This is a genomic window from Pseudomonas sp. MWU12-2319, assembly GCF_023242525.1.
Taxonomy (GTDB): Bacteria; Pseudomonadota; Gammaproteobacteria; order Pseudomonadales; family Pseudomonadaceae; genus Aquipseudomonas; species Aquipseudomonas gingeri_D.
Map to the genome: position 1 here is coordinate 139,388 of NZ_JALJES010000010.1, position 20,264 is coordinate 159,651.

The 20,264-nt window shown below is 62.0% G+C and carries 17 protein-coding genes; 6 read left to right on the plus strand and 11 right to left on the minus strand.

Translation table 11 applies throughout. The features are described from left to right. Positions 1–129: 129 nt before the first annotated feature. Positions 130–828 (minus strand): pirin family protein, encoded by a 699-nt coding sequence (locus tag M5C01_RS17670; RefSeq protein ID WP_152739698.1) that lies wholly within the window; start codon positions 826–828, stop codon positions 130–132. Positions 829–1,099: 271 nt separating this feature from the next. On the opposite strand from M5C01_RS17670, the gene M5C01_RS17675 reads away from it, so the two are divergent. Next, positions 1,100–3,583: a UvrD-helicase domain-containing protein gene (locus tag M5C01_RS17675; protein WP_178129864.1), complete on the plus strand. Its 2,484-nt coding sequence runs from the start codon at positions 1,100–1,102 to the stop codon at positions 3,581–3,583. A 132-nt stretch (positions 3,584–3,715) separates the two neighbouring features. Here M5C01_RS17675 and M5C01_RS17680 read toward each other — a convergent pair whose 3' ends face one another. Beyond that, the gene (locus M5C01_RS17680) at positions 3,716–4,006 is read right to left on the minus strand and encodes a DUF1652 domain-containing protein (RefSeq protein ID WP_152739699.1); all 291 of its coding nucleotides are present in this window, start codon (positions 4,004–4,006) and stop codon (positions 3,716–3,718) included. 170 nt (positions 4,007–4,176) lie between these two features. On the opposite strand from M5C01_RS17680, the gene M5C01_RS17685 reads away from it, so the two are divergent. The 4 genes from M5C01_RS17685 to M5C01_RS17700 all read left to right on the plus strand — a co-directional run bounded on the left by M5C01_RS17685 (position 4,177) and on the right by M5C01_RS17700 (position 9,594). Further along, positions 4,177–4,992: a helix-turn-helix domain-containing protein gene (locus tag M5C01_RS17685; protein ID WP_152739700.1), complete on the plus strand. Its 816-nt coding sequence runs from the start codon at positions 4,177–4,179 to the stop codon at positions 4,990–4,992. Positions 4,993–5,041: 49 nt separating this feature from the next. Next, positions 5,042–6,448, plus strand: a complete 1,407-nt coding sequence (locus M5C01_RS17690; protein WP_152739701.1) for an FAD-dependent oxidoreductase — start codon at positions 5,042–5,044, stop codon at positions 6,446–6,448. Between the two features lie 104 nt (positions 6,449–6,552). Beyond that, the gene (locus M5C01_RS17695) at positions 6,553–7,632 is read left to right on the plus strand and encodes a polyamine ABC transporter substrate-binding protein (protein WP_152739702.1); all 1,080 of its coding nucleotides are present in this window, start codon (positions 6,553–6,555) and stop codon (positions 7,630–7,632) included. A gap of 336 nt (positions 7,633–7,968) precedes the next feature. Next, positions 7,969–9,594, plus strand: a complete 1,626-nt coding sequence (locus tag M5C01_RS17700; protein ID WP_103494261.1) for a methyl-accepting chemotaxis protein — start codon at positions 7,969–7,971, stop codon at positions 9,592–9,594. A gap of 49 nt (positions 9,595–9,643) precedes the next feature. Here M5C01_RS17700 and M5C01_RS17705 read toward each other — a convergent pair whose 3' ends face one another. From M5C01_RS17705 to M5C01_RS17745, 9 genes are all read right to left on the minus strand, one after another. Beyond that, positions 9,644–10,621, minus strand: a complete 978-nt coding sequence (locus M5C01_RS17705) for an NAD(P)-dependent oxidoreductase (protein ID WP_152739703.1) — start codon at positions 10,619–10,621, stop codon at positions 9,644–9,646. A gap of 19 nt (positions 10,622–10,640) precedes the next feature. Further along, complete coding sequence (locus M5C01_RS17710) at positions 10,641–11,939, minus strand: MFS transporter (protein ID WP_152739704.1); 1,299 nt, start codon at positions 11,937–11,939, stop codon at positions 10,641–10,643. Positions 11,940–12,002: 63 nt separating this feature from the next. Further along, on the minus strand, positions 12,003–12,956 hold the full coding sequence (locus tag M5C01_RS17715) for a sugar kinase (RefSeq protein ID WP_152739705.1): 954 nt from the start codon (positions 12,954–12,956) through the stop codon (positions 12,003–12,005). Then, positions 12,949–13,737, minus strand: a complete 789-nt coding sequence (locus M5C01_RS17720; RefSeq protein WP_152739706.1) for a TIM barrel protein — start codon at positions 13,735–13,737, stop codon at positions 12,949–12,951. Before M5C01_RS17720 ends, M5C01_RS17715 begins: the two co-directional genes overlap by 8 nt. 71 nt (positions 13,738–13,808) lie before the next feature. Beyond that, positions 13,809–14,837 (minus strand): LacI family DNA-binding transcriptional regulator, encoded by a 1,029-nt coding sequence (locus M5C01_RS17725; RefSeq protein WP_349292400.1) that lies wholly within the window; start codon positions 14,835–14,837, stop codon positions 13,809–13,811. Between the two features lie 104 nt (positions 14,838–14,941). Then, a complete protein-coding gene (locus tag M5C01_RS17730) occupies positions 14,942–15,871 on the minus strand; it encodes an alpha/beta hydrolase (RefSeq protein WP_152739708.1) in 930 nt (309 codons plus the stop codon). A 221-nt stretch (positions 15,872–16,092) separates the two neighbouring features. Beyond that, complete coding sequence (locus M5C01_RS17735) at positions 16,093–17,034, minus strand: choline ABC transporter substrate-binding protein (protein WP_100943482.1); 942 nt, start codon at positions 17,032–17,034, stop codon at positions 16,093–16,095. Positions 17,035–17,168: 134 nt separating this feature from the next. Further along, a complete protein-coding gene (locus tag M5C01_RS17740; RefSeq protein ID WP_152739709.1) occupies positions 17,169–17,780 on the minus strand; it encodes a LysE family translocator in 612 nt (203 codons plus the stop codon). Positions 17,781–17,831: 51 nt separating this feature from the next. Beyond that, the gene (locus M5C01_RS17745; RefSeq protein ID WP_103499142.1) at positions 17,832–18,683 is read right to left on the minus strand and encodes an AraC family transcriptional regulator; all 852 of its coding nucleotides are present in this window, start codon (positions 18,681–18,683) and stop codon (positions 17,832–17,834) included. A gap of 172 nt (positions 18,684–18,855) precedes the next feature. On the opposite strand from M5C01_RS17745, the gene M5C01_RS17750 reads away from it, so the two are divergent. Next, positions 18,856–19,959 carry a P1 family peptidase gene (locus tag M5C01_RS17750; RefSeq protein ID WP_152739710.1) on the plus strand — a complete coding sequence of 368 codons (1,104 nt, stop codon included), beginning with the start codon at positions 18,856–18,858 and terminating at the stop codon, positions 19,957–19,959. Positions 19,960–20,264: the final 305 nt, after the last annotated feature.

The following is a 20,264-nucleotide window of genomic DNA, read 5'->3' on the forward strand; positions in this document are numbered from 1 at the left end:
GATTGCGGTGGTGAATCCAACATCGCTATCGCTGGCAAGCCAGCTCCTACAGTTGATTGGGTTCGCAGATAGAAAAAGGGGTGAACGACGATGGTCGTTCACCCCTTTTTGGTTTTGCCGATCAGCGAATCAGGCCAGGTCCACCAGGATGATTTCGCTGTCCTGCACGGCGGTCACCCGCAGCACCTGCTCGTCGGCCACCGCCACCCCGTCGCGGGCTTCGGCACGCAGGCCATTGACCTCGATCACCCCCGTGGCCGGCACCAGATAGGCCCGACGACCGCTGTCCAGGCGATACTCGGCACTTTCTCCAGCCTTCAGATTGGCCGCCACCAGGCGGGCATCGGCGCGAATCCGCAGGCTCTGGTCGTCGCCGCTCTTGCCGCTGGCCAGGGTAACGAAACCTTCGCCACGTTCCCCCTTGGGAAACGGCTTGGCGCCCCAGGACGGGGCCGAACCGGCCTCGTTGGGAATCACCCAGATCTGGAAGATCTTGGTCGGCGTCGATTCCAGGTTGTACTCGCTGTGGGCGATCCCGGTCCCGGCACTCATGACCTGGACATCACCGGCTTCGGTACGGCCCTTGTTGCCCAGGTTGTCTTCGTGGCTGATGGCGCCTTCACGGACATAGGTGATGATTTCCATGTCCCGGTGCGGGTGTTTTGGAAAGCCGGTGCCGGGTGCGATCACGTCGTCGTTCCAGACCCGCAGGTTGCCCCAGTTCATGCGTTGCGGATCATGGTATTCGGCGAACGAAAAATGGTGGTGCGCATCCAGCCAGCCATGATGAGCGCCGCCCAGGGTCTTGAAGGGTCGAAGTTGCAGCATGAGTCTTCTCCTGTTCAGGTTCGTCATGGGCCGGCAGGAGCCGGGGCAGGACGGTAACCGGTGGTTGATGGCAGCGATCATCTATTAAATAGATATCGATAAAAAGCGTAAAAAATGCCTTAAATCAATCGGTTTGTTCGATTGTTAAAGTTCTCTCCGGACTTTCAATTCGTCGCCTAAATGGCTGATCGACAAGCAATTGACTAGAACTCGGGACGTAATGGAGCGACCATAGGCCTTTCGCCCAGACCGTCGCCTACCTGGAGTCAGCGTGCCATCACCGACACCCGAACCGCCTGCCGAACTTTCCTCCCTGGCTCAATTGCCCCTGTTCAAGCGCCTGCTGGCCAAGTTGCTGGGCGGCGGCCTGAGTCGTTTGCGCGCCCAGCACGTGGCGTCCTGGTTGCAGGGCCAGGCCGACGGCTTTCGTAGCGGCCATGGCGCCGGCCTCGAGTACGGTTATGAGGAGGGGCGACGCGACGGCCTGGAGGAGGGACGCCAGGTCCTGCTGATCCGCGATACGCGTCCGGTAGAACATCGCGCACCCGGGGTCGACGACAATCTGTTCGACGATTGGCGCCTGCCGCTGACGGCGGAATTGAAGAAGCGGATCAAGGCCGATGTGGCCCGGCTCCTGCCTGCCCAGTCGCAGCCCAGTGCGGCGCAATGGAAAATGATCTTCAGTGACACACCCTCGACGTCGGTGATCGCCGGTGCCGGTGCCGGCAAGTCGACTTCATTGGTGCTGCGCATCCTGCTGCTGACCCACTACCTGGGCTTTGAACTGGACGCCATGACCGTGGTGACCTTTACCCGTGAGTCGCGCAAGGACTTCATGGCCAAGCTGGTGGAGGTCATGGGCCTCTGGGGACATGTGCTCAGCCCTCGGGATGCCCGTGAGGTGGTACGCACCTTTCACTCGCGGATCCTGCCCATGGTCCGCAGCCTGCCAGGCTTCGGTCAGTTGCAGGCGTTCGAGAACCTCAGTGAGCGTAGCCTGTTCGCCGAGGAAGGCGCCGACAGCAACCCGTTCGACCTGCGGATCAACGACGCCCAGCGCCAGCAGTTGAATGCCTGCTATCAACGTTTGCACACCGATAATCCGCGTTTTCGCGAAGTGCTGGTGCCGCTCTACAAGCAGGCTCTGCAACTGCGTGAGCTGGACCAGGACCACCCGGATGTGCGCAAGCGCATGGCGGTCACCGAGCTGGCGTCCAAACGCGACGAGGAGCTGTGCGACACCCTGGAGGACCTGTGGTTTCGCGCGGGTGCCTGGCCGATTGCCGGGATTGAACCGGACCGTGAGGTCATCGAGATCAACGGTTCGCCGTTCCATTGCCATGGTTACATTGCCGAGCTGGAGGCTTGGGTGGTACTTGGCTTCGATCCGCGGGAAAGTCCGCAGATCAGCCGTCCCGGATCCAAGCTCACGGTGCGCGCCGAATGGGCGGTAAAGCGCACCTTGTTTCAAGCTTTCTGTCGTAAGCCATTGATATGGCTGGATAGTTACGAATCAGCCAAATGCGTTTTGTCGTCCCTGGCGGGTGATGCCACCGCCGGTCCCGGCTTCGATTACAAGGTCAAGGGTGAACTGGCGTCCGCACCACTGCTCGACTGTTTTGTGATGGCCGCCGGCTTTATCGAGAACCTTGGGCTGGATGTGCCGGCCGCCGTGGCGCGGATGAGTTTCGCTCAGGACGATCCGGACCGCTTCTTCTTCGAAGCCCTGAGCCTGTTCTGGAAGGCCCTCGAAGCCCATCTGCTGGCCCAGTCGCCACCGATCATGACCTATAACCGCATGTTCTCGCTGTTCGGCGAAAACACCCCGGAAAACCAGGCGCTGCTCAGTGACGAGCTATTGCGTCCGTTGTCGCACCTGATGATCGACGAGTTCCAGGACGTTTCACCGCAGATCGTCTCCTGGTTGCGGGCCAGCCTGCGGGAGATCCGCCGCCGTGGCCCGGCGATGCAGGTCGGTCGCGCGGCCCGGCATTCGTCGCTGTTGTGCGTGGGCGATGACTGGCAGTCGATTTATGGCTGGCGGGGGAGTTCGCCCAAGTACTTCATGGAGTTCAGCAAGCAATTCCCGTCACCGGCGACCACCCGGGTCATGCTCAGTGACAACTATCGCAGTCATCAGCACATCATCGATGCGGCCGAGCATATTGTCCGCGCGGCACCGGCGATTGCCGGGAAAAAGGCCAAGGCCAGCGGCGAGCCAAAGGAACTGTGGCCGGTCAATGTGCTGGATCGGGACGATGCCGGTTTGGCCAAACGTTTGGAAGAGCACTACCGGCGTGGCGAAAGCATCTTGATGTTGTTTCGAAAAAGTAGCGATAAGTTACTGATTAATGAGCATATTTCTTATGTAGTTAATGTTGATTCTAGCTTGCCTTTCGAGCAGCGACGGCTCAAGCAACTGACCTATCACAGCGCCAAGGGGCTGCAGGCCGATGTGGTGTTCCTGTTGGGCGACTGCCTGCATCTGACCCGTTCACCCTACAAGAACCAGGTCTATCGCATGGCCGGGCTCGGGGAGGATGGCGATGCCGAGGCCTACGACAAGGCGCAGAAGGACGAGATCCTGCGGCTGGCCTATGTCGGCATCACCCGGGCGGTAAAGCATTGCTATTGGTATCTGGACGGGCAGGACGGCCAGGCCGCGAACGGGCCCAAGGCCTCGGATCGGGTGGCGGGGGACAAAGCGTTTTTCGCCGATTTACGCGCCAGCGCTCAGGCCTTGAACGTTAAATGAGCTATTGAAAACGCCGCATAACTGTAGGAGCAGGGCTTGCCCGCGAAGCTTTTGGCGCCTTCAAGGGCTTCTTCGCTGCGATGCGGTGTCCCGACAAGCCAGGCTCCTACAATTGACTTGCAAGACTTCGAGTCAGTTGACGGCCCGCAGCCCCATGGGCGGCACAAAGGCCTCAAGCTCATCCTCGACCGCCTCGATGATCCGCTCCACATCGGCGGCGTTCATCACCGTGGCGCAAGGAATGCCGGCGATGGCGATCAGCGTTTCGCCGCTGGCCCGGTCGAATAGCCGGGCAACCATGCTGCCCGGCGCATCCATGCTGGCTTCGAAGCCCATGGGATGAAAATGCCAGCGCATCAGTTGGCATGCGTTGGGGAAAGTCACCTTGCTGAAGACTTTACTCATGTTGCCCACCTGGATCATTGAGCGCTTCCTTTTGCTCGCGGGTAGGAACGGCGGGACCTCATGGTCCCACCAGCACAAGGCTTAAAAATAGCATCCGTTCAACGGGCGCAAGAGAGTTTTTTCAAGCCGTTCGGCGATTGTTTTCGTGTAATTTGATCTATGTCTCTTAATCTTGGTTCGAGTGCGCCATGTCCGACGACAATGACGGCCCGCAGCAGACCCGGGCGACCGGCGAAACCGTTTTGCGTTACCACCTGTGCTGGAAACACCGCGACCTTGACGGGGTGATGGCGCTGTACCATCCCCAGATCCAGTACCACGACTTCTTTCAGAACCGTGTCCTGGGCCTTTCAGAGCTGCGCGAATACGTAGGATCGAGCATGCCGCGCGAATCAGATGAAGCCCTCGAACATAGCGATCGCATCCGTTTGGATGGCAATACCGCTTTTATCCAGTACCAGATGACCCTGCGTGGCGGCGAGGGCCTGGTATCGTTTCATTCCAGCGAGGCGATCACCGTGCGTGACGGCCTGATCTGGCGCGTGAATGAATACGCGTCCCTGGTGCGCGAACAGGTCGCCAGCACGACCACTGGCGGTAGACGCGCGGCGACCAGTCGCCTGGGCCTGTCGCCGCGGCAACTGAGCTTTATGGCGGATGACCTGCAACAGTATTTCCAGCGCCAGCAAGCCTACCTGGACCCCGACCTGGACCTGCAACGGGTAGCCGGGGAGTGCGGCTATAGCCGTAATCAGATTTCCTATCTGCTCAACCAGGTGCTCGGCCAGAGCTTCTACCGCTATGTCAACCAGGCGCGCCTGCAGCATCTGCTGGCTGCACTGGACAAGGCCGTGCAGCCGTTACGTATCGATGAGTTGGCCTTTGCCGCCGGATTCAATTCCTTGTCGGCCTTCTACAAGTGCTTTCGCGAGCACACCGGCCTGTCGCCCAAGGCCTACGTCAAGGAAATTTCTCTGCGTGCACGCGCGCAAGACAGCCTCTGAGCACTGGCACTAGGATCGCAACCATCTGTTACCGGTTGTGGAGTCTGGAATGCCAGCATGGCGCACTATCAGTTTATGGATGGATCAGCTCGATGAGCCGCTGACGCCACGGGCGTCCCTGGAGCAGGACCTGGATGTCGATGTGGCCATTGTCGGCGCCGGTTACACCGGGCTGTGGACCGCCTATTACCTCAAGCGCCAGGCCCCGCAATTGAATGTGGTGATTGTCGAGGCGCAGACCGCCGGTTTCGGCGCGTCGGGGCGCAACGGCGGTTGGGTGATGGGCAATCTGCTGGGCGAAGACCGTCTTTTGGCCGGGCTGTCGCCGGAACAGCGGCGGGCGTCCTTCGACTTGCTGCATGACATCCCCGACGAAGTGAAGCGGGTGATCGATCGCGAAGGCATCGACTGCGACTACCGCAAGGCCGGGGCGTTGTACTGCGCCGCGCGTTACCCTGAGCAGGAACACAGCCTGCGGACCTACCTGGACAAACTCTACAAGCAGGGGCTCAACGAGAGCGATTACCGCTGGCTGGGGCCCGAGCAACTGGCCGGGCAAATTCGGGTCGCCCGGCCCTACGGCGGCATCCATGCCGCCCATATCGCCACGGTCCAGCCGGCCAAGCTGGTGCGCGGCCTGGCCCGGGCCGTCGAGCGCCTGGGTGTGCGGATCTTCGAAAACACCCCGGTGACCGACTGGCGCTCTGGCGGCTTGCGCACGGCCCGGTCGCAGATTCGCAGTCGCTGGGTAGTCCCGGCCGTGGAAGGTTACTCGGTGACGCTGCCGCCCCTGGGCCGCTATCAACTGCCGGTGCAAAGCCTGCTGGTGGCCACCGAACCCTTGTCCGCCGCAACCTGGGACGAAATCGGCCTCAGCCAGGGCCAGGCCTTCAGCGAGAGCAGTCGCCAGGTCACCTACGGCCAGCGCTCGGCGGACAACCGGCTGATCTTCGGTGCTCGCGGCGGCTATCGCTTTGCCGGCCGGCTACGGCATGACTTCGACCTCACCGACAGCGAAATCGAGTTGCGCCGCTACCTGTTCGGCGAACTGTTCCCGCAATTGAAGAAGGTCCGCATCAGCCATTCCTGGGGCGGCAACCTGGGCATGTCGCGACGGTTCCAGCCGCACATGCTCTGCGACCCTGCCAATGGCCTGGCCCTGGCCGGAGGTTATGGCGGCGAGGGCGTGGGTGCCAGCCATCTCGGCGGGCGGACCCTGGCCGACCTGATCCTGGAGCAGGACAGCGAACGGGTCCGGCAACCCTGGGTGATCCGCGAGGGCGGCCTCCAGGCACTGAAAGCCTGGGAGCCGGAACCCTGCCGCTGGCTGGGCTACAACGCGATCATCCGCAGCTTTGTCCATGAGGACCAGACCCTGGCCAACCCCGATACGCCGCCCTGGCGCCGCAAGCTGGCGAGCAGCGTTGCCGGCTTTATGGAGGGTTTCATGCAGTAACCGGCGCCTGGGCGCCGGTTCATCCATCACAAGACCGATGCACTGATTTTCTGATCCTCTGATCGCCCGAACCTGCCAACAAAAACTCACACAGGAATCGACTCATGATCCGCATGTCCCTTGCTCCCTTGATGCTGGTCGCCTCCCTCGGCCAGGCGGCCGAGACCGTCAAGATCTACAACTGGTCGGATTACATCGCCCCGGACGTCACCCAGAACTTCCAGCAGGAGACCGGGATCGCGTTCACCTATGACGTCTATGACAGCAACGAGACCCTGGATGGCAAGTTGATGACCGGCAAGTCCGGCTACGATGTGGTGTTCCCGTCCAACCATTTCATGGCCCGGCAGATTGAGGGAGGGGCGCTGAAAAAGCTCGACAAGCGCCAGCTGCCGAACTGGAAGAACCTCAATCCGGCGTTGCTCAAGGCGCTGCAGGTCAACGACCCCGGCAATGAACATGGTTTCCCGTACCTGTGGGGCAGCACAGGCATCGGTTACAACATCGACAAGGTCAAGGCGGTGCTCGGTGATAACGCGCCGGTGGACTCCTGGGACTTGATCTTCAAGCCCGAGAACATGCAGAAACTGCAGAAGTGCGGGGTGGCGATACTCGACAACGGCCCCGAATTGCTCCCGGCCGCTTTGAACTACCTGCACCTGCCGCACCACAGCAAGAACCCGGCGGACTATAAAAAAGCCGAAGCCTTACTGATGAAAGTGCGTCCCTATGTGGCTTACTTCCATTCCTCGAAATATGTCAGTGACTTGGCCAATGGTGATATCTGCGTCGCGGTGGGTTTCTCCGGCGATATCCTGCAAGCCGAGAGTCGGGCCAAGGAAGCGAAGAACGGTATTGATATCGGCTACTCGATTCCCAGGGAAGGTGCCGCCATCTGGTTCGATATGGTCGCAATGCCGGCCGATGCCCCGGATGAAAAAGCCGGTTACGCCTTTATGAACTACCTGCTGCGCCCGGAAGTGATGGCCGGTATCAGCAACTATGTGAAGTACGCCAATGGCAATGTGGCGGCTGATAGCCTGGTGGACCCGGCGCTCAAGGCCGATACCAAGGTATATCCGAGCTCGGAAATGATGGGCAAGCTGTTTGCCCTGGAAGCGATGCCATTGAATATCGATCGCATTCGTACGCGGCTGTGGAGCAAGATCAAGACCGGAGAATGATTCGCTATAACTGGTGCTCCGCTTGTGGGAGTTCAGTGCTCCCACAAGTTACCGCTTCAGATCATTGAACATGCCTGTACAGTTAGTGGCTTATAGCCATAATTTTAAGCGCGTAGGGCGCCAATTGTATCGGTGATGAAATATTTCGCCATGCCAAGTCATAAAGTGAAATATTTTTTCATTCCCCCTGAATAAATTCACAACTTCTGCCGATAATCAGTTGTAAGCCCACCGTCACTGAAAAGAGTGGTGCAACACTGTCGGTATGGCCAGTTGCTATCTGACAGGTTTACGGCATGGAAGCTAGTAGTCCTCAAGCCTTATAGAGAGCAGCCCATGTCCCTACGAAATATGAATATCGCTCCCCGCGCGTTTCTCGGCTTTGCATTTATTGCATTGCTGGTGATTGTGCTGGGGGTCTTTTCCCAGACCCGTATGACGGTGATTCGCCAGGCATCCATTGATATGGAAACGAATCAACTGCCTAGCGTCGGGTTTCTCGGCAATGTGCTCGAAGACGTGCTGCGTATGCGCATCCTGTCTTTTCGCCTGCTGCTCAACCGTGACTCCGCATCCCTGCAGGACACCGATACGCGGGTTGCCGCCCTGGTGGACAAAGTTCGCAAGGACGTGAAGAGCTACGCCGATTTGCCTGCTGATGGGGATGAGCTGGCCAAGTACAAGGAGTTCTCGGGCACGCTCGACACTTATATCCGGGACCAGAGCCAGATGTTGGAGCTGTCGCGGCAGGACAAGGTCGATGAGATGCGTAATCTGATCAATAACCAGATCAAGGCCGGTACTGACCTGATGGGTGTGCAGCTCAACCAGTTGGTGGCGATCAACAAGGCCGGAGCCAAGGCTGCGTCGGCCCAGGCCGGTGAGCAATACAGCAATGCCAGTTTCGGCATTATCCTGGTTTCTGTGGTGGCGGCGCTGGCTACCGTGCTGCTGGCCTGGTTGTTGACCCGCAGCATCGTGGCGCCGCTGAACCAGGCGGTCGAAGCCGCTGAAGCCATTGCTGGCGGCAACCTGACGAAGGCCATTGCCATTGAAGGCAAGGATGAACCGGCCCGCCTGCTGGGCGCGTTGTCAAAGATGCAAGGCAACTTGCGCAAGACCATCGAGCAAATCTCTGGTTCCGCCACGCAGCTGGCGTCGGCCGCTGAAGAGCTTAGCGCGGTGACCGAAGAGTCGTCCCGCGGGCTGCAGCAGCAGAACAACGAGATCGAGCAGGCGGCCACCGCGGTCAACGAAATGACCAGTGCGGTGGAAGAAGTGGCCCGCAATGCGGTGTCCACCTCCGAAGCCTCGCAGCAATCCAATCAGGCGGCTCGTGACGGACGCGACCGTGTCGTGCAGACGGTGGAGGCGATCCAGGCCATGACCCAGGACGTGCAAAGCACCTCGGTGCTGATCGAAGGCCTGGCCACCCAGGGTCGCGATATCGGCCAGGTGCTGGATGTGATCCGCGCGATTGCCGAACAGACCAACCTGCTGGCCCTCAATGCCGCTATCGAAGCCGCACGGGCGGGCGAGGCCGGGCGTGGTTTTGCGGTGGTGGCCGATGAAGTGCGGGCGCTGGCCCATCGTACCCAGCAGTCGACCAAGGAGATCGAGCAGATGGTTGCCGGTATCCAGAATGGCACCGGTCAGGCCGTGCAATCGATGCAACAGAGCAACCAGCGGACCCAGAGTACCCTGGAAACGGCGCGTGCCGCCGGTGTGGCCCTGGAGCAGATCACCCAATCGATCAACCTGATCAACGAGCGCAACCTGGTGATTGCCAGTGCCTCGGAAGAGCAGGCGCAGGTCTCCCGTGAAGTGGACCGCAACCTGGTGAATATCCGCGACCTGGCTTCCCAGTCGGCCGCTGGTGCCAACCAGACCAGTGCCGCCAGCCATGAGCTGTCGCGCCTGGCGGTGGACCTCAATGCCATGGTCGCGCGCTTCGTGATCTGACGCTGCGAGCGTTGCCAGGGCTCGGCGACGCTCGCTACCGGCACGGCTGTCAGTGCGGGTAGGCCTGGGGATTGACCAGGTTCGCCGGTCGTTCTCCGGCCAGGGCTGCCAGCAGATTGTCCACCGCACAGCGTGCCATGGCTTCACGGGTTTCAAAGGTGGCCGAGCCGATATGCGGCGTGGCCACCACGTTGGCCAGGCTCAGCAACGGCGAGTCCGGCGCCAGCGGTTCGCGCTCGAACACATCGAGGCCGGCGCCACGGATCTGCCGGTTCTGCAAGGCCTGGATCAGCGCCTGCTCGTTCACCACCTTGCCCCGGGAAATATTGATAAGGATGCTTTCCGGGCGCATCAGGGCCAATTCCCCGGCACCGATCAGCCCCTCGGTCTGAGGGGTCAGGGGCAATGTCAGGCAGACAAAGTCGGCTTCCTGCAACAGTTCGTGCAGTCCCAGGTAGCGCGCATTGAAGCGTTGTTCCACTTCAGGCTTGGGCGAGTGACTGTGGTAGAGCACCGGCATGCCGAAGCCGAAATGCCCGCGTTGGGCCAGGGCTTCACCAATACGGCCCATGCCGATGATGCCGAGCTTCTTGCCATGTACATCCGTGCCGAAATGCAGCGGACCGATATTGCGCGTCCACTGTCCGTTGCGCACCAGGTTCGCCAGTTCCACCACCCGTCGGGCGCTGGCCAGGATCAGGGCGAAGCCGGTGTCGGCGGTGGTTTCGGTGAGCACGTCCGGCGTGTTGCTGAGCAGGATCCGTCGGCGGGTCAGGTAATCGATGTCGTAATTGTCGACCCCCACCGAGACGCTGGCGATGGCCTCCAGGTGTGGCGCCAGGTCAAGCAGTGCGGCGTCCAGCTTCAGGCTGGCACCGAGCAGGCCCCGGGCCTCGGGCAAGGCGGCACGCAGTTGCGCCAGGCCGTTGTCACCCAGATCGTCGATCAGGGTGACCTGGGTGTGCTCATGCAGGCGGGCCATCAGCGAGGGCGAGAGCTTCTTGTACAACACAACCGGTTTTTTCATCGGGTTCGCTCGACAGGGTTCAGGGATGGGACAGCGCACGGGGCGTCGGCAAGCCCTTGGGGGCTGCGCGATCGCTGGCGCCGGGATTGAGGAATACGGTCAGGATCACTGACAGCAGCAGGGCGCCGCTCATCAGCAGGTAGGAAGCCCCCGGCGAACCGGTTTCGCTGTTCAGGTAGCCCACCAGGTAGGAACCACCGAAGGAACCGAGGGCACCCATGCTGTTGATCAGCGCCATGGCACCGCCAGCAACGTTGGCCGGAAGGATCTCCGGGACAATCGCAAAAAACGGTCCATAGGGCGCGTACATGCAGGCACCGGCGATCACCAGCAGGCTGTAGGACCACCAGAAATGTTCCGCGCCCAGGGCGTAGGAGGCATAGAAGGCCACCGACGCCACCAGCAGCGGTGGCCAGACAAAACGTTTGCGCCGTTGCAGCTTGTCCGAGCCCCAGGACACCGCGAGCATGGCGATCACCGCGGCCAGGTAGGGCAAGGCCGACAACCAGCCGGCTTCGACCATGTCCATCTTCAAGCCGCTTTTCAGAATCGACGGCAGCCACAGCACAAAGCCGTAGACGCCGATGCTCCAGCAGAAGAACTGCAGGGCAAGGATGATCACCTTGGGTTCGCGGAAGGCCTGGGCATAGTTTTTCACCGCCTTGATGCCGATCTGCTCGGCGGCCAGGGCGCTGTCCAGGTCGCGTTTTTCCTGCGCGCTGAGCCAGCTCGCCCGGGCTGGACGCTCATCGGCCAGGCGCCACCAGATAAAGGCCCAGATCACCGCCGGCAGGCCTTCGACGATAAACATCCAGCGCCAGCTGAAGTGCTGCACCAGATAACCCGAGACCACCGACATCCAGAGCATGGTCACCGGGTTGCCGAGGATCAGGAAGGTATTGGCCCGCGAGCGTTCGGCACGGGTGAACCAATAACACAGGTACACCAGCATCGCCGGCATCACGGCGGCTTCGACCACGCCAAGCATGAAGCGGATGCCGATCAGCATATAGGCGTTGGAAACGATGCCGGTGAGGGTGGCCAGGCCGCCCCAGAGGATCAGGCTGACGAAGATCAGCTTCTTCACGCTGTGCTTCTGCGCGTAGAGGGCGCCGGGCACCTGGAAGAAGAAGTAGCCGAGAAAGAACAGCGCGCCGAGCAGCGACGACAGCCCGGGGGTGATCTGCAGATCGGCGGCCATGCCCGAGGCCGCGGCGAAGCCATAGTTGGCGCGGTCCAGGTAGGCCAGGCTGTAGGTGATGAAAACGATGGGCATGATGTACCACCAGCGGCGGGTGGCGAGTTTCAGCGTGTGCATGGTGTGGCTCCTGAGCTTGTTGTTTTTGTCGCAGCAGGTGGCATTCAAGAAAACGGGTCTTGCTTAGCCGACGGGGGCGGGTCGGTGCGCCGCTGTCAGTTGTTCCCGGGTCGGTAAACCCTCCATGTCGCCGCGGCTCTGCACCGCCTGGGCGCCGATCCAGTTGCCGCGCGCCACGGCCTGGGCCACGCTGTGGTTCTCCAGCAGCGCGCTGACCACGCCAACGGCGAAAGCATCACCGGCACCGACCGTGTCCACCACGACCTGCACCGGCACCGCGGCGACAAACCCCTCGTCGCGATGGGTCCGGTAGTAGGCGCCGTCAGCCCCGAGCTTGATGGCCACGACGGCGGCGCCCTGGTCGAGGTAGAAGGCGGCGATATCCCGCGGATCCTGATAACCGGTGAGCAAGCGGCCTTCGCCCAGGCCCGGCAGGACCCAATGGGCGAGGGCGGCCAGGGCGTTGATGTCTTCGATCATCTGTCTTTCGCTGGGCCACAGGCTCGGTCGCAGGTTGGGGTCGAAGGACACGCTGCGCCCGGCCGCCGCCATGCGTGTCATCAGCTCGAACGACAGCTCGCGGGCACTGGCCGAGAGAGCGGGAGGAATCCCGGTGGCATGCAGATGCCGGGCCTTGAGCAGCTCCGGGCGGATATCGGCCACTGACAGGTGACTGGCGGCCGAACCCCGACGGAAATACTCCACCTGCGGGTCCTGGCCCTGGTCTTCCCGGGACTTGAGTTGAAAACCGGTGGGATAGCCCGGGTCGATATCGACGTAATCGCAGTGCAGGCCTTCGCCTTGCAGGGTGTCGATCACAAAACGGCCCAGGGAGTCGGCGCCGACCCGGCTCAGCCAGTTGACCTTGAAGCCCAGGCGCGCCAGGCCGATGGCGACATTGCTGTCGGCGCCGGCGATGCGCTTGTGGAAGTGCCCGACCCGGGCCAGGTCGCCGGTCTGTTCGGCGACGAACATCGCCATGGTCTCACCGAACGAGAGGATTTCGATCTCAGGCATGGGCTGTTTCCTCCATGGAGTGGCCCAGGCGGGCGAGGGTGCGTACCTGTTCGCGGGTGACGACCAGCAGGTCGTCGCCTTGCAGCGGGTATTCAACGGCTCGGGTCAAACCTTGACTCATCTGGCCCAGCAAACGTTCCCACTGTTCCAGATCGACGGCGCTCGGTGGCAGGGCGACGAGCTTGCCGTCCGCGCGCAGGGCCACGGCCTTGCAGTGCAGGTAGTCGACATGCCGGCCGAGCAGGCGCGCGGCGCTGCTGGCGGATTGGTCCTGCCAGCGCCAATTACCGATATCGAAGGTCATTTTCACCGGCAGTTGCTGTTGCTCGACCTGATCGAAAAAGCGCAGCAGGGGTTCGATGCGGCCGCCCTGGGTGGTCTGGTCGTTCTCCACCAGCAAGCGGACTGATGATGCCGACAACAATCCTGCCAGTGCCGACAGGTCGCAGTTTTCACTGAAGTAGCCCAGGGAGACTTTCAGCCAGCGGGCGCCAAAGGCTTCGGCGCGTTGCAGGGTAGCCGCCAACTGCGGGTCGGGACGCGACTGACCGGCGGGCCACAATTCCAGGGGTGACGAGTAGGCACACTCCAGGCCCATGGCCGCCGCGCGGGTTGCAAAGCGCTGCGGATCTTCGTTGGTCAGCAGTTCTTCGCGTACTTCGATGCGACTGGCGCCGGCCTCGGCCAGCAGTTCGATAAAACTTTCCTGGCCACGTTCGCGAACCAGCGTCGCGCCGTAACTGGAGAGGCTGATGGAGACGGGAAACAGCTGTTCTTTCATTGTTGTTGTACCTCTGAAACCGGTTTCATTTTTTGGCAGGCTCTACAGCGGAGGCCAGGCTCCGCTGCGTCTCAGGCAAATTTTGTACGTTGGGTGGATCCACGGACGATCAACTGTGCGGGAAAATCGAGGGCTTTGGCGGTGCCCTTGTCACCCCGCAGGCGCTTGAACAGGCAGTCGAAGGCACTGGCGCCGATCTGCTGCGTGGGCTGGGCAAGGGCGGTGATGCCGCTACCGACCAGCGGGAACCATTCCAGGTCGTCGAGGGCGATCAGGCCGATATCGTCGAAAAGATTGCAGCCCAGCTCGCGCAGGGCCTGGACGCAGGCCAGGGCGGCAATGCCGTTGGCGCAGAACAGCGCCTTGGGTCCGGTGCCGGGGGCGGCCAGGAAATCCTGCAACTGACGCCGCAATGATTCGCCAGTATGGCCGATGCTGCCGCTCAGGACGTCACGCCTGGCAATTTCGAGGTTGAAGTGTTCAATCCGTTCCAGCCGCGAGCTGGTGCCGTCGAGGGGTTCGCTGACCAGCATCAGGTCGCGGTAACCCTGTTGCTCCAGGTGCTCGACGGCGCTGCGTACGGCGGCACCATTATCAAGGCCGACCAGATCGCTGCCCAGTTGCTCGACCTTGCGGTCCACCAGCACCATCGGCATTTCCCGTTGCAGTGCCTGCAACTCTTCGAGGTGGTGACCGAGGGTATTGAGGATCAGGCCTTCGATGTTGTACGAGCGCAGCGCCGCCAGGTGCAGGCGCTCCTGCTGGTCGTCGCGGTCGGTGTTGCACACCACCAGGCTGTAGCCGTGGGCGCGGCAGGCGGTTTCCACGCCATGCATCACGGCAATCGAATAAGGGTTGCGGATATCGGCCACCAGCATGCCGATCAGGCGCGTACGGCCGCGTTTCAGGCCACGGGCCATCTGGTTCGGGCGGTAGCCCAGTTCGCTGATCGCCTGTTCGATGCGCAGGGCGATGGCTTCGGAAAGCAGGGCGCGGTCATCGCCGATAAAACGCGACACGCTGGCCTTGGAGACCCCGGCGCGTTCAGCGACATCGAGCATGGTCACGCGGCTGCGTTGGGCGGCGGAAAAACTGTTCACGGCCTGAAACCTTTTCTTGGAGTTGTCGGCAGGCGGTTGGTGCATTGGCACTGAAACCGGTTTCAGAAGAACTCAAGGCAAGGTCGGTCGTCAAGTAACTTTTGCTACAGGTCCAGGGAGTGGTGCAGGGCAGCGAGGAGTTTTTCGTAGAGCAGATCGACCTCCGGTGCACTGCCCCGGGCGCGCAGGCAGCCGTGCACCAGGCCGTGGCCGGGATGGAAATCCACACTTACACCGGCCGCTTGCAGGCGTTCGCTGTACTCCACGCCGTCGTCGCGCAAGGGGTCGAATTGCGCCACGGCGATAAACGCCGGGGCCAGGCTCCGCAGTTCCGTGGCTTGCAACGGCATCGCATAGGCCGAAGGGGTGGCCGAACCCGGCAGGTACAAGGCGTGGTAGCAGTGCACATCGCTGGCGCTGAGCAGCGGCGCGTCGGCGCATTCGATGCGCGAGGGCAGTTGGTCGTCGCCACCCAGTCCGGGATAGATCAGGGCTTGTAGCCGCGGCTGCGCTTGGCCGGCATCGCGCAGGGCCAGGCATACGGCGGCGGCAAGATTGCCCCCGGCGCTGTCGCCGGCAATCGCCATGCGTTGCGGGTCCAGTTGCCAGGTTGCGGCGCTGTCCTGCAAACCGCGCCACACCGCCAGGCAATCATCGAAAGCCGCCGGGAAGGGATGTTCCGGTGCCAGTCGGTAGTCGACCGCGATGACCACGGCGTTGAGCCGGGAGGCCAGTTCAGCGGTGATGAAGTCGTGGGAGTCGAGGTCGCCGACCACCCAACCGCCACCGTGCAGGTAGACCACACAGGGCCAGCCATGGGCGGGTGCTGTTGAGGTCGGACGGTATAGGCGTACGGGCACTTGGCCGATCCGCTGTTCGCTGACGCTGATGTTCGCCGGGCGTGCCGGGGTGAAGGCTCGGCACATAGCGCTGTAGCCAAGGCGCAGGCCATTGATCGTGCTGTCCGGGGCGTTGAAATCGAGGGTCTTGGCGACAAAGGCGCTGAGTTCGGGGGAGAGCGGGTAATCGGTCATGCGCAGTCTCAGTTCTGTACGAGGTGTCAGGAGAACCTGTGGCGGCGATCTTTAGGGCCTCTTCGCGGCGGTGCGGCGATCCGACAAGCCCTGCTCCTGCAGCTCGGCGTCGGATACAGATTTTGCGCACTCCATGGACCTGTAGGAGCTTGGCTTGCCAGCGAAGAGGCCCGTGATGACGCTAAAAGCTTCGCGGGCAAGCTCCGCTCCTACAATGGGTGTTATTTCAAGCTGGCCTGCACGGTTGCCACACCGTCCTTGCCATCAACACTGGTCACGCCGGCCAGCCACTTCTGCAGATCTTCCGGGTGATCGCGCAGCCATTTCTTGGCCACGTCCTGGGGCGTCTGGCGCTCCATGATCGGCACCATCAACTGGCTTTCCTGGGCGGCGCTGAAGGTCAGGTTCTCCAGCAGCTTGTTCACGTTCGGGCAACGCTGGGCGTAGTCCGGGGCGGTGACGGTGGACACGGTGGCCGCGCCTTCGTTAGGCCCGTAGACATCTTCGCTGCCGGTCAGGTAGGTGATCTTCATATTGATGTTCATCGGGTGCGGGGTCCAGCCGACGAACACCACGAACTCCTTGCGATTGACCGCCCGCTGCACGGCCGCGAGCATCCCGGCTTCCCCGGACTCCACCAGATTGAAACCCTTGAGGCCGAAGTGGTCGGTATCGATCATGGTCTTGATGGTGGTGTTGGCGCCGCTGCCGGGCTCGATGCCATAGATCTTGCCACCGAGCTTGTCCTTGAACTTGGCAATATCGGCGAAGGTCTTCAGGCCCGCGTCAGCCACATATTGCGGCACGGCGAGGGTGGCCTGGGCGTCGGAGAGGCTGGGCTGGGCCAGGACCTTGACCTGGTTGGCGGCGACAAAAGGCGCGATGTTCTTGTCCATCGCCGGCTTCCAGTAGCCGAGGAAGATATCCAGGCGTTTGTCCCGGATCCCGGCAAAGATGATCTGCTGCACGGCGCTGGTCTGCTTGCTTTCATAACCCAGGCCGTTGAGCAGCACATCGGCCATGCCACTGGTGGCGATCACATCGGTCCAGTTGACCACGCCCATGCGCACGGTCTTGCAGGAAGCGTCTTCGGAGGCGAGCACGCTGGTGCTCAGGAGGGCGGTACCGCAGAGGAACAGACAGCTGTTGAACAGTCTTTTCATGATACGCAGGTCTCGCGGCAGGTCGTTTATTGTGGAGTTCGGTGTCTTCATGCACCGTCCGGCCACGTTACGCAGCCGGCTGCTGGCAAAAGCGCACCAGTGCGACCGGCTTTTGCACTGCAGCGACCCCGACGTTATACCAGCACGCTCAGCCAGGCCGAAACCAGCAACAACAGCACCATGCAGCGATTGAACCGCTGCATCGCCAGGGGCGAGCGAAACAGCCGCGCGGAGCCGACACCGAGTACCGCCCACAGGCTCATGCATGGCAGCGACACCAGGAAGAACACCAGGGACAGTGACAGCACGTGGGCCTGGCGTTCGGCACCGTTGCCGGCGAACACGCCGACCACCGCCAGGGCCATCATCCAGACCTTCGGATTGATCAGTTGCAGGCTGGCCGCGCCCAACAGGCCGAGACGTTTGGTCGGAGCTGCATCAGGGTCGATGGCACTGGCCGGTGCGCTGAAGATCTGCCAGGCCAGGTAGCTCAGCCAGGCGATGCCAAGCCATTGCATGCCGGTGCGGACCTGGGGCCGTTGTGCCAGCGATTCACCGACACCGCTGCCCACCAGCAGGACGATCAGTGCCGCGCCGGCACCGGCGCCGAGGATGATCGGCAGGGCTGCCGCCAGGCCATGGCGGGCACTGTTGCTCAGCACCAGGATATTGTTCGGCCCGGGGGTGACGGAGGCGACGATGGCGAAGAGCACAAAGGGCAGGAAGCTGGAAAGGCTGGACAACATGGGGAGGGGCTCCACTGAAAGATCGATCAACCGATCTTCCCGCGCGCCGCCTCAGGCGTCTGGAAGATTTGAGCAGCGCTTGCGGTAGGCGGCGGGCGTCAGCCCGTAGGCGCGGACAAACCAGCGGCCCAGGTGGCTCTGGTCGGCAAAACCCAGGGTCATGGCGACGTTCGCCGGGGTTTCGCCACGGGACAGCAGTTGCCGCGCCTTGGCCACCCGCAATTGCACCAGGTAGGCGTGGGGCGGCAGACCGTAGGCGGCCTTGAAGGCTCGGGTCAGGCGGAAGCGGTCGACACCACAGACGGCCGCGACCTCATCCAGGCTCAGGTCATGTTGCAGATGGGCGTGCAAGTACTCGCGGGCAACCTGCGCAACCCGTGGCAGGCGCGGGTCCTCGCGGTAGCGGGCGCGCCAGTGCAGATGGTCGGTGAGGCTGTCGAACAAACGGTCGAGAGCGCTTTGCCGGACGATGCGCAATTCCTGGGTATGAATGGCCTGGAACGCGGCACTGGTGGCCTGGGCCAGGCGGGTGTCGGTGGCCAGGGTCGCGGCAAAGCTCAGTTGGCTGCCCGCCGGGGCTTCCTCGAACAGCGCGCTCAGTTCCCGTTCCAGCCAGTGTGGGTCGAGATAGATGGTGCGGTAGGTGAAGCCGCCGTCGGTGGGTGCGTCGCCGTCATGGATCTCGCCGGGTTCGAGCAGGAAGACGTTACCTGCCAGGCTTTGGTAGCGGGTGCCCCGGCAATTGAACTGCTGCACGCCTTGTTCGGTGACACCCACCAGGTAGCTGTCGTGCCAGTGGGCATCGTAGGCGTGGGTATGCCCCTGGAAACGCGCGCGCAGGGTTTCGATGCCGGTGTCGCGGTCCTGGTTCAGGTCGACCCAGTGGTTGACGGTGCTGGACATGGGGTTCCTGGAGTCGTGGTCAATCTGCAGTGCTTCAGTAGAGGCTGGCGGCCGGGTAGCAGTCTAGAAGATCCGTGCACGGGCTCGACAGTACCCCGATAGGGGAATTGGCGAGCGGGAAGTGAGCGCCTAGAGTGGCCGCACATTTCAAACCCGCGGACAGAGAGGGATTATGCGCGCACGTGAATGGGGAATCACCCTGGGCCTGGGAACTCCGGGGCCGCTCAATGCCATCACCGATGTGCCCGGTGTACGGGTCGGCCACAGTACATTGAAGACCGAGATCGACGGCAAGCAGGTGCGCACCGGCGTGACGCTGATCCAGCCACGGCCCGGCGCGGCGCGGCAGCAGCCCTGTTTCGCCGGTTGCCATGTGCTCAACGGCAATGGCGATGCCACGGGCCTGGAGTGGATTCGCGAAGCCGGGTTGCTGACCACGCCCGTGGCGATCACCAATACCCATAGCGTCGGCGTGGTGCGCGATGCGCTGATCGCCGACGAGCGCGACAGCCTGGCGGACCCGGCGGTGTACTGGTGCATGCCGGTGGTGATGGAAACCTATGACGGGGTGCTCAATGATATCTGGGGCCAGCATGTCGGCCCCGCGCAGGTCCGTGAAGCGCTGGCCGATGCCAGGCCCGGTCCGGTGACCGAAGGCTCGGTGGGTGGCGGGACCGGGATGATCTGCCATGAATTCAAGGGCGGTATCGGCACCTCATCCCGGCGCCTGCCGGCAGCGCAGGGCGGCTGGACCGTCGGCGCGCTGGTCCAGGCCAATCATGGCAAGCGCCAGGAGCTGCGGGTGGATGGCTATCCGGTTGGTCGCCAATTGCTGGATATCCCGTCGCCTTTCGCCCGTCGTGGCACCCCGGGCATGGGCTCGATCGTGGTGATTCTCGCCACCGACGCACCCTTGCTGCCCCATCAATGCCAGCGCCTGGCGCAACGGGCTTCCATCGGTATCGCCCGCACCGGCGGCGGCACCGAGGACTCCAGCGGCGATATCTTCCTGGCCTTCGCCACCGGCAACGACCAGTTGCCACCCGCCGATTACGGGCGCAAGGACCTGCCGTTCAGCAGCCCGCTGGCGATGCTCAACAACGACCATATTTCGCCGTTGTTCCTGGCGGCCGCCGAAGCGGTGGAGGAGGCGATCATCAATGCCCTGCTGGCCGGCGAGGACATGAACACGGCCGATGGAACAGCGGTATCGGCGTTAAGCGGCGAAGTTGTCCTGAATGCATTGAGAACGAGTGGTCGACCGGGAAATTTATAAGTATAAAAGTGACTGGTTGGTCATTTATTGATGCACTTCCCATATGCATTCTTGCGACTTGAAGTTTTCCGAAAGTCTGCTTGCGGGAGTCGGCCGTTACTGTCAGAAAAAACTTTCATGGCGTTGTCCAGCGTTTGTAGGTGTTTTCGGTGTTTATGGGATTTGTTATCAAAAAAGCGCTGGACGTTTGATTTCAAATTGTGTCAGTTTCTCGCTGCCTTCAAAAAGGGCGAGTGATAGGATGATCTCGCCAAGGGATTGTCGCTATCTGACAAAAACTGTTTCACTTGCAAACAAGGAAGTGT

What these genes read in the sequence shown, in the direction of transcription:
- M5C01_RS17715 (WP_152739705.1), bottom strand. Translation starts at nt 12,956, where the DNA reads ATGCCTGAGATCGAAATCCTCTCGTTCGGTGAGACCATGGCGATGTTC.
- M5C01_RS17740 (WP_152739709.1), bottom strand. Translation starts at nt 17,780, where the DNA reads ATGTTGTCCAGCCTTTCCAGCTTCCTGCCCTTTGTGCTCTTCGCCATC.
- M5C01_RS17690 (WP_152739701.1), top strand. Translation starts at nt 5,042, where the DNA reads ATGCCAGCATGGCGCACTATCAGTTTATGGATGGATCAGCTCGATGAG.
- M5C01_RS17710 (WP_152739704.1), bottom strand. Translation starts at nt 11,939, where the DNA reads ATGCACACGCTGAAACTCGCCACCCGCCGCTGGTGGTACATCATGCCC.
- M5C01_RS17670 (WP_152739698.1), bottom strand. Translation starts at nt 828, where the DNA reads ATGCTGCAACTTCGACCCTTCAAGACCCTGGGCGGCGCTCATCATGGC.
- M5C01_RS17700 (WP_103494261.1), top strand. Translation starts at nt 7,969, where the DNA reads ATGTCCCTACGAAATATGAATATCGCTCCCCGCGCGTTTCTCGGCTTT.
- M5C01_RS17720 (WP_152739706.1), bottom strand. Translation starts at nt 13,737, where the DNA reads ATGAAAGAACAGCTGTTTCCCGTCTCCATCAGCCTCTCCAGTTACGGC.
- M5C01_RS17745 (WP_103499142.1), bottom strand. Translation starts at nt 18,683, where the DNA reads ATGTCCAGCACCGTCAACCACTGGGTCGACCTGAACCAGGACCGCGAC.
- M5C01_RS17695 (WP_152739702.1), top strand. Translation starts at nt 6,553, where the DNA reads ATGATCCGCATGTCCCTTGCTCCCTTGATGCTGGTCGCCTCCCTCGGC.
- M5C01_RS17705 (WP_152739703.1), bottom strand. Translation starts at nt 10,621, where the DNA reads ATGAAAAAACCGGTTGTGTTGTACAAGAAGCTCTCGCCCTCGCTGATG.
- M5C01_RS17680 (WP_152739699.1), bottom strand. Translation starts at nt 4,006, where the DNA reads ATGATCCAGGTGGGCAACATGAGTAAAGTCTTCAGCAAGGTGACTTTC.
- M5C01_RS17735 (WP_100943482.1), bottom strand. Translation starts at nt 17,034, where the DNA reads ATGAAAAGACTGTTCAACAGCTGTCTGTTCCTCTGCGGTACCGCCCTC.
- M5C01_RS17685 (WP_152739700.1), top strand. Translation starts at nt 4,177, where the DNA reads ATGTCCGACGACAATGACGGCCCGCAGCAGACCCGGGCGACCGGCGAA.
- M5C01_RS17730 (WP_152739708.1), bottom strand. Translation starts at nt 15,871, where the DNA reads ATGACCGATTACCCGCTCTCCCCCGAACTCAGCGCCTTTGTCGCCAAG.
- M5C01_RS17750 (WP_152739710.1), top strand. Translation starts at nt 18,856, where the DNA reads ATGCGCGCACGTGAATGGGGAATCACCCTGGGCCTGGGAACTCCGGGG.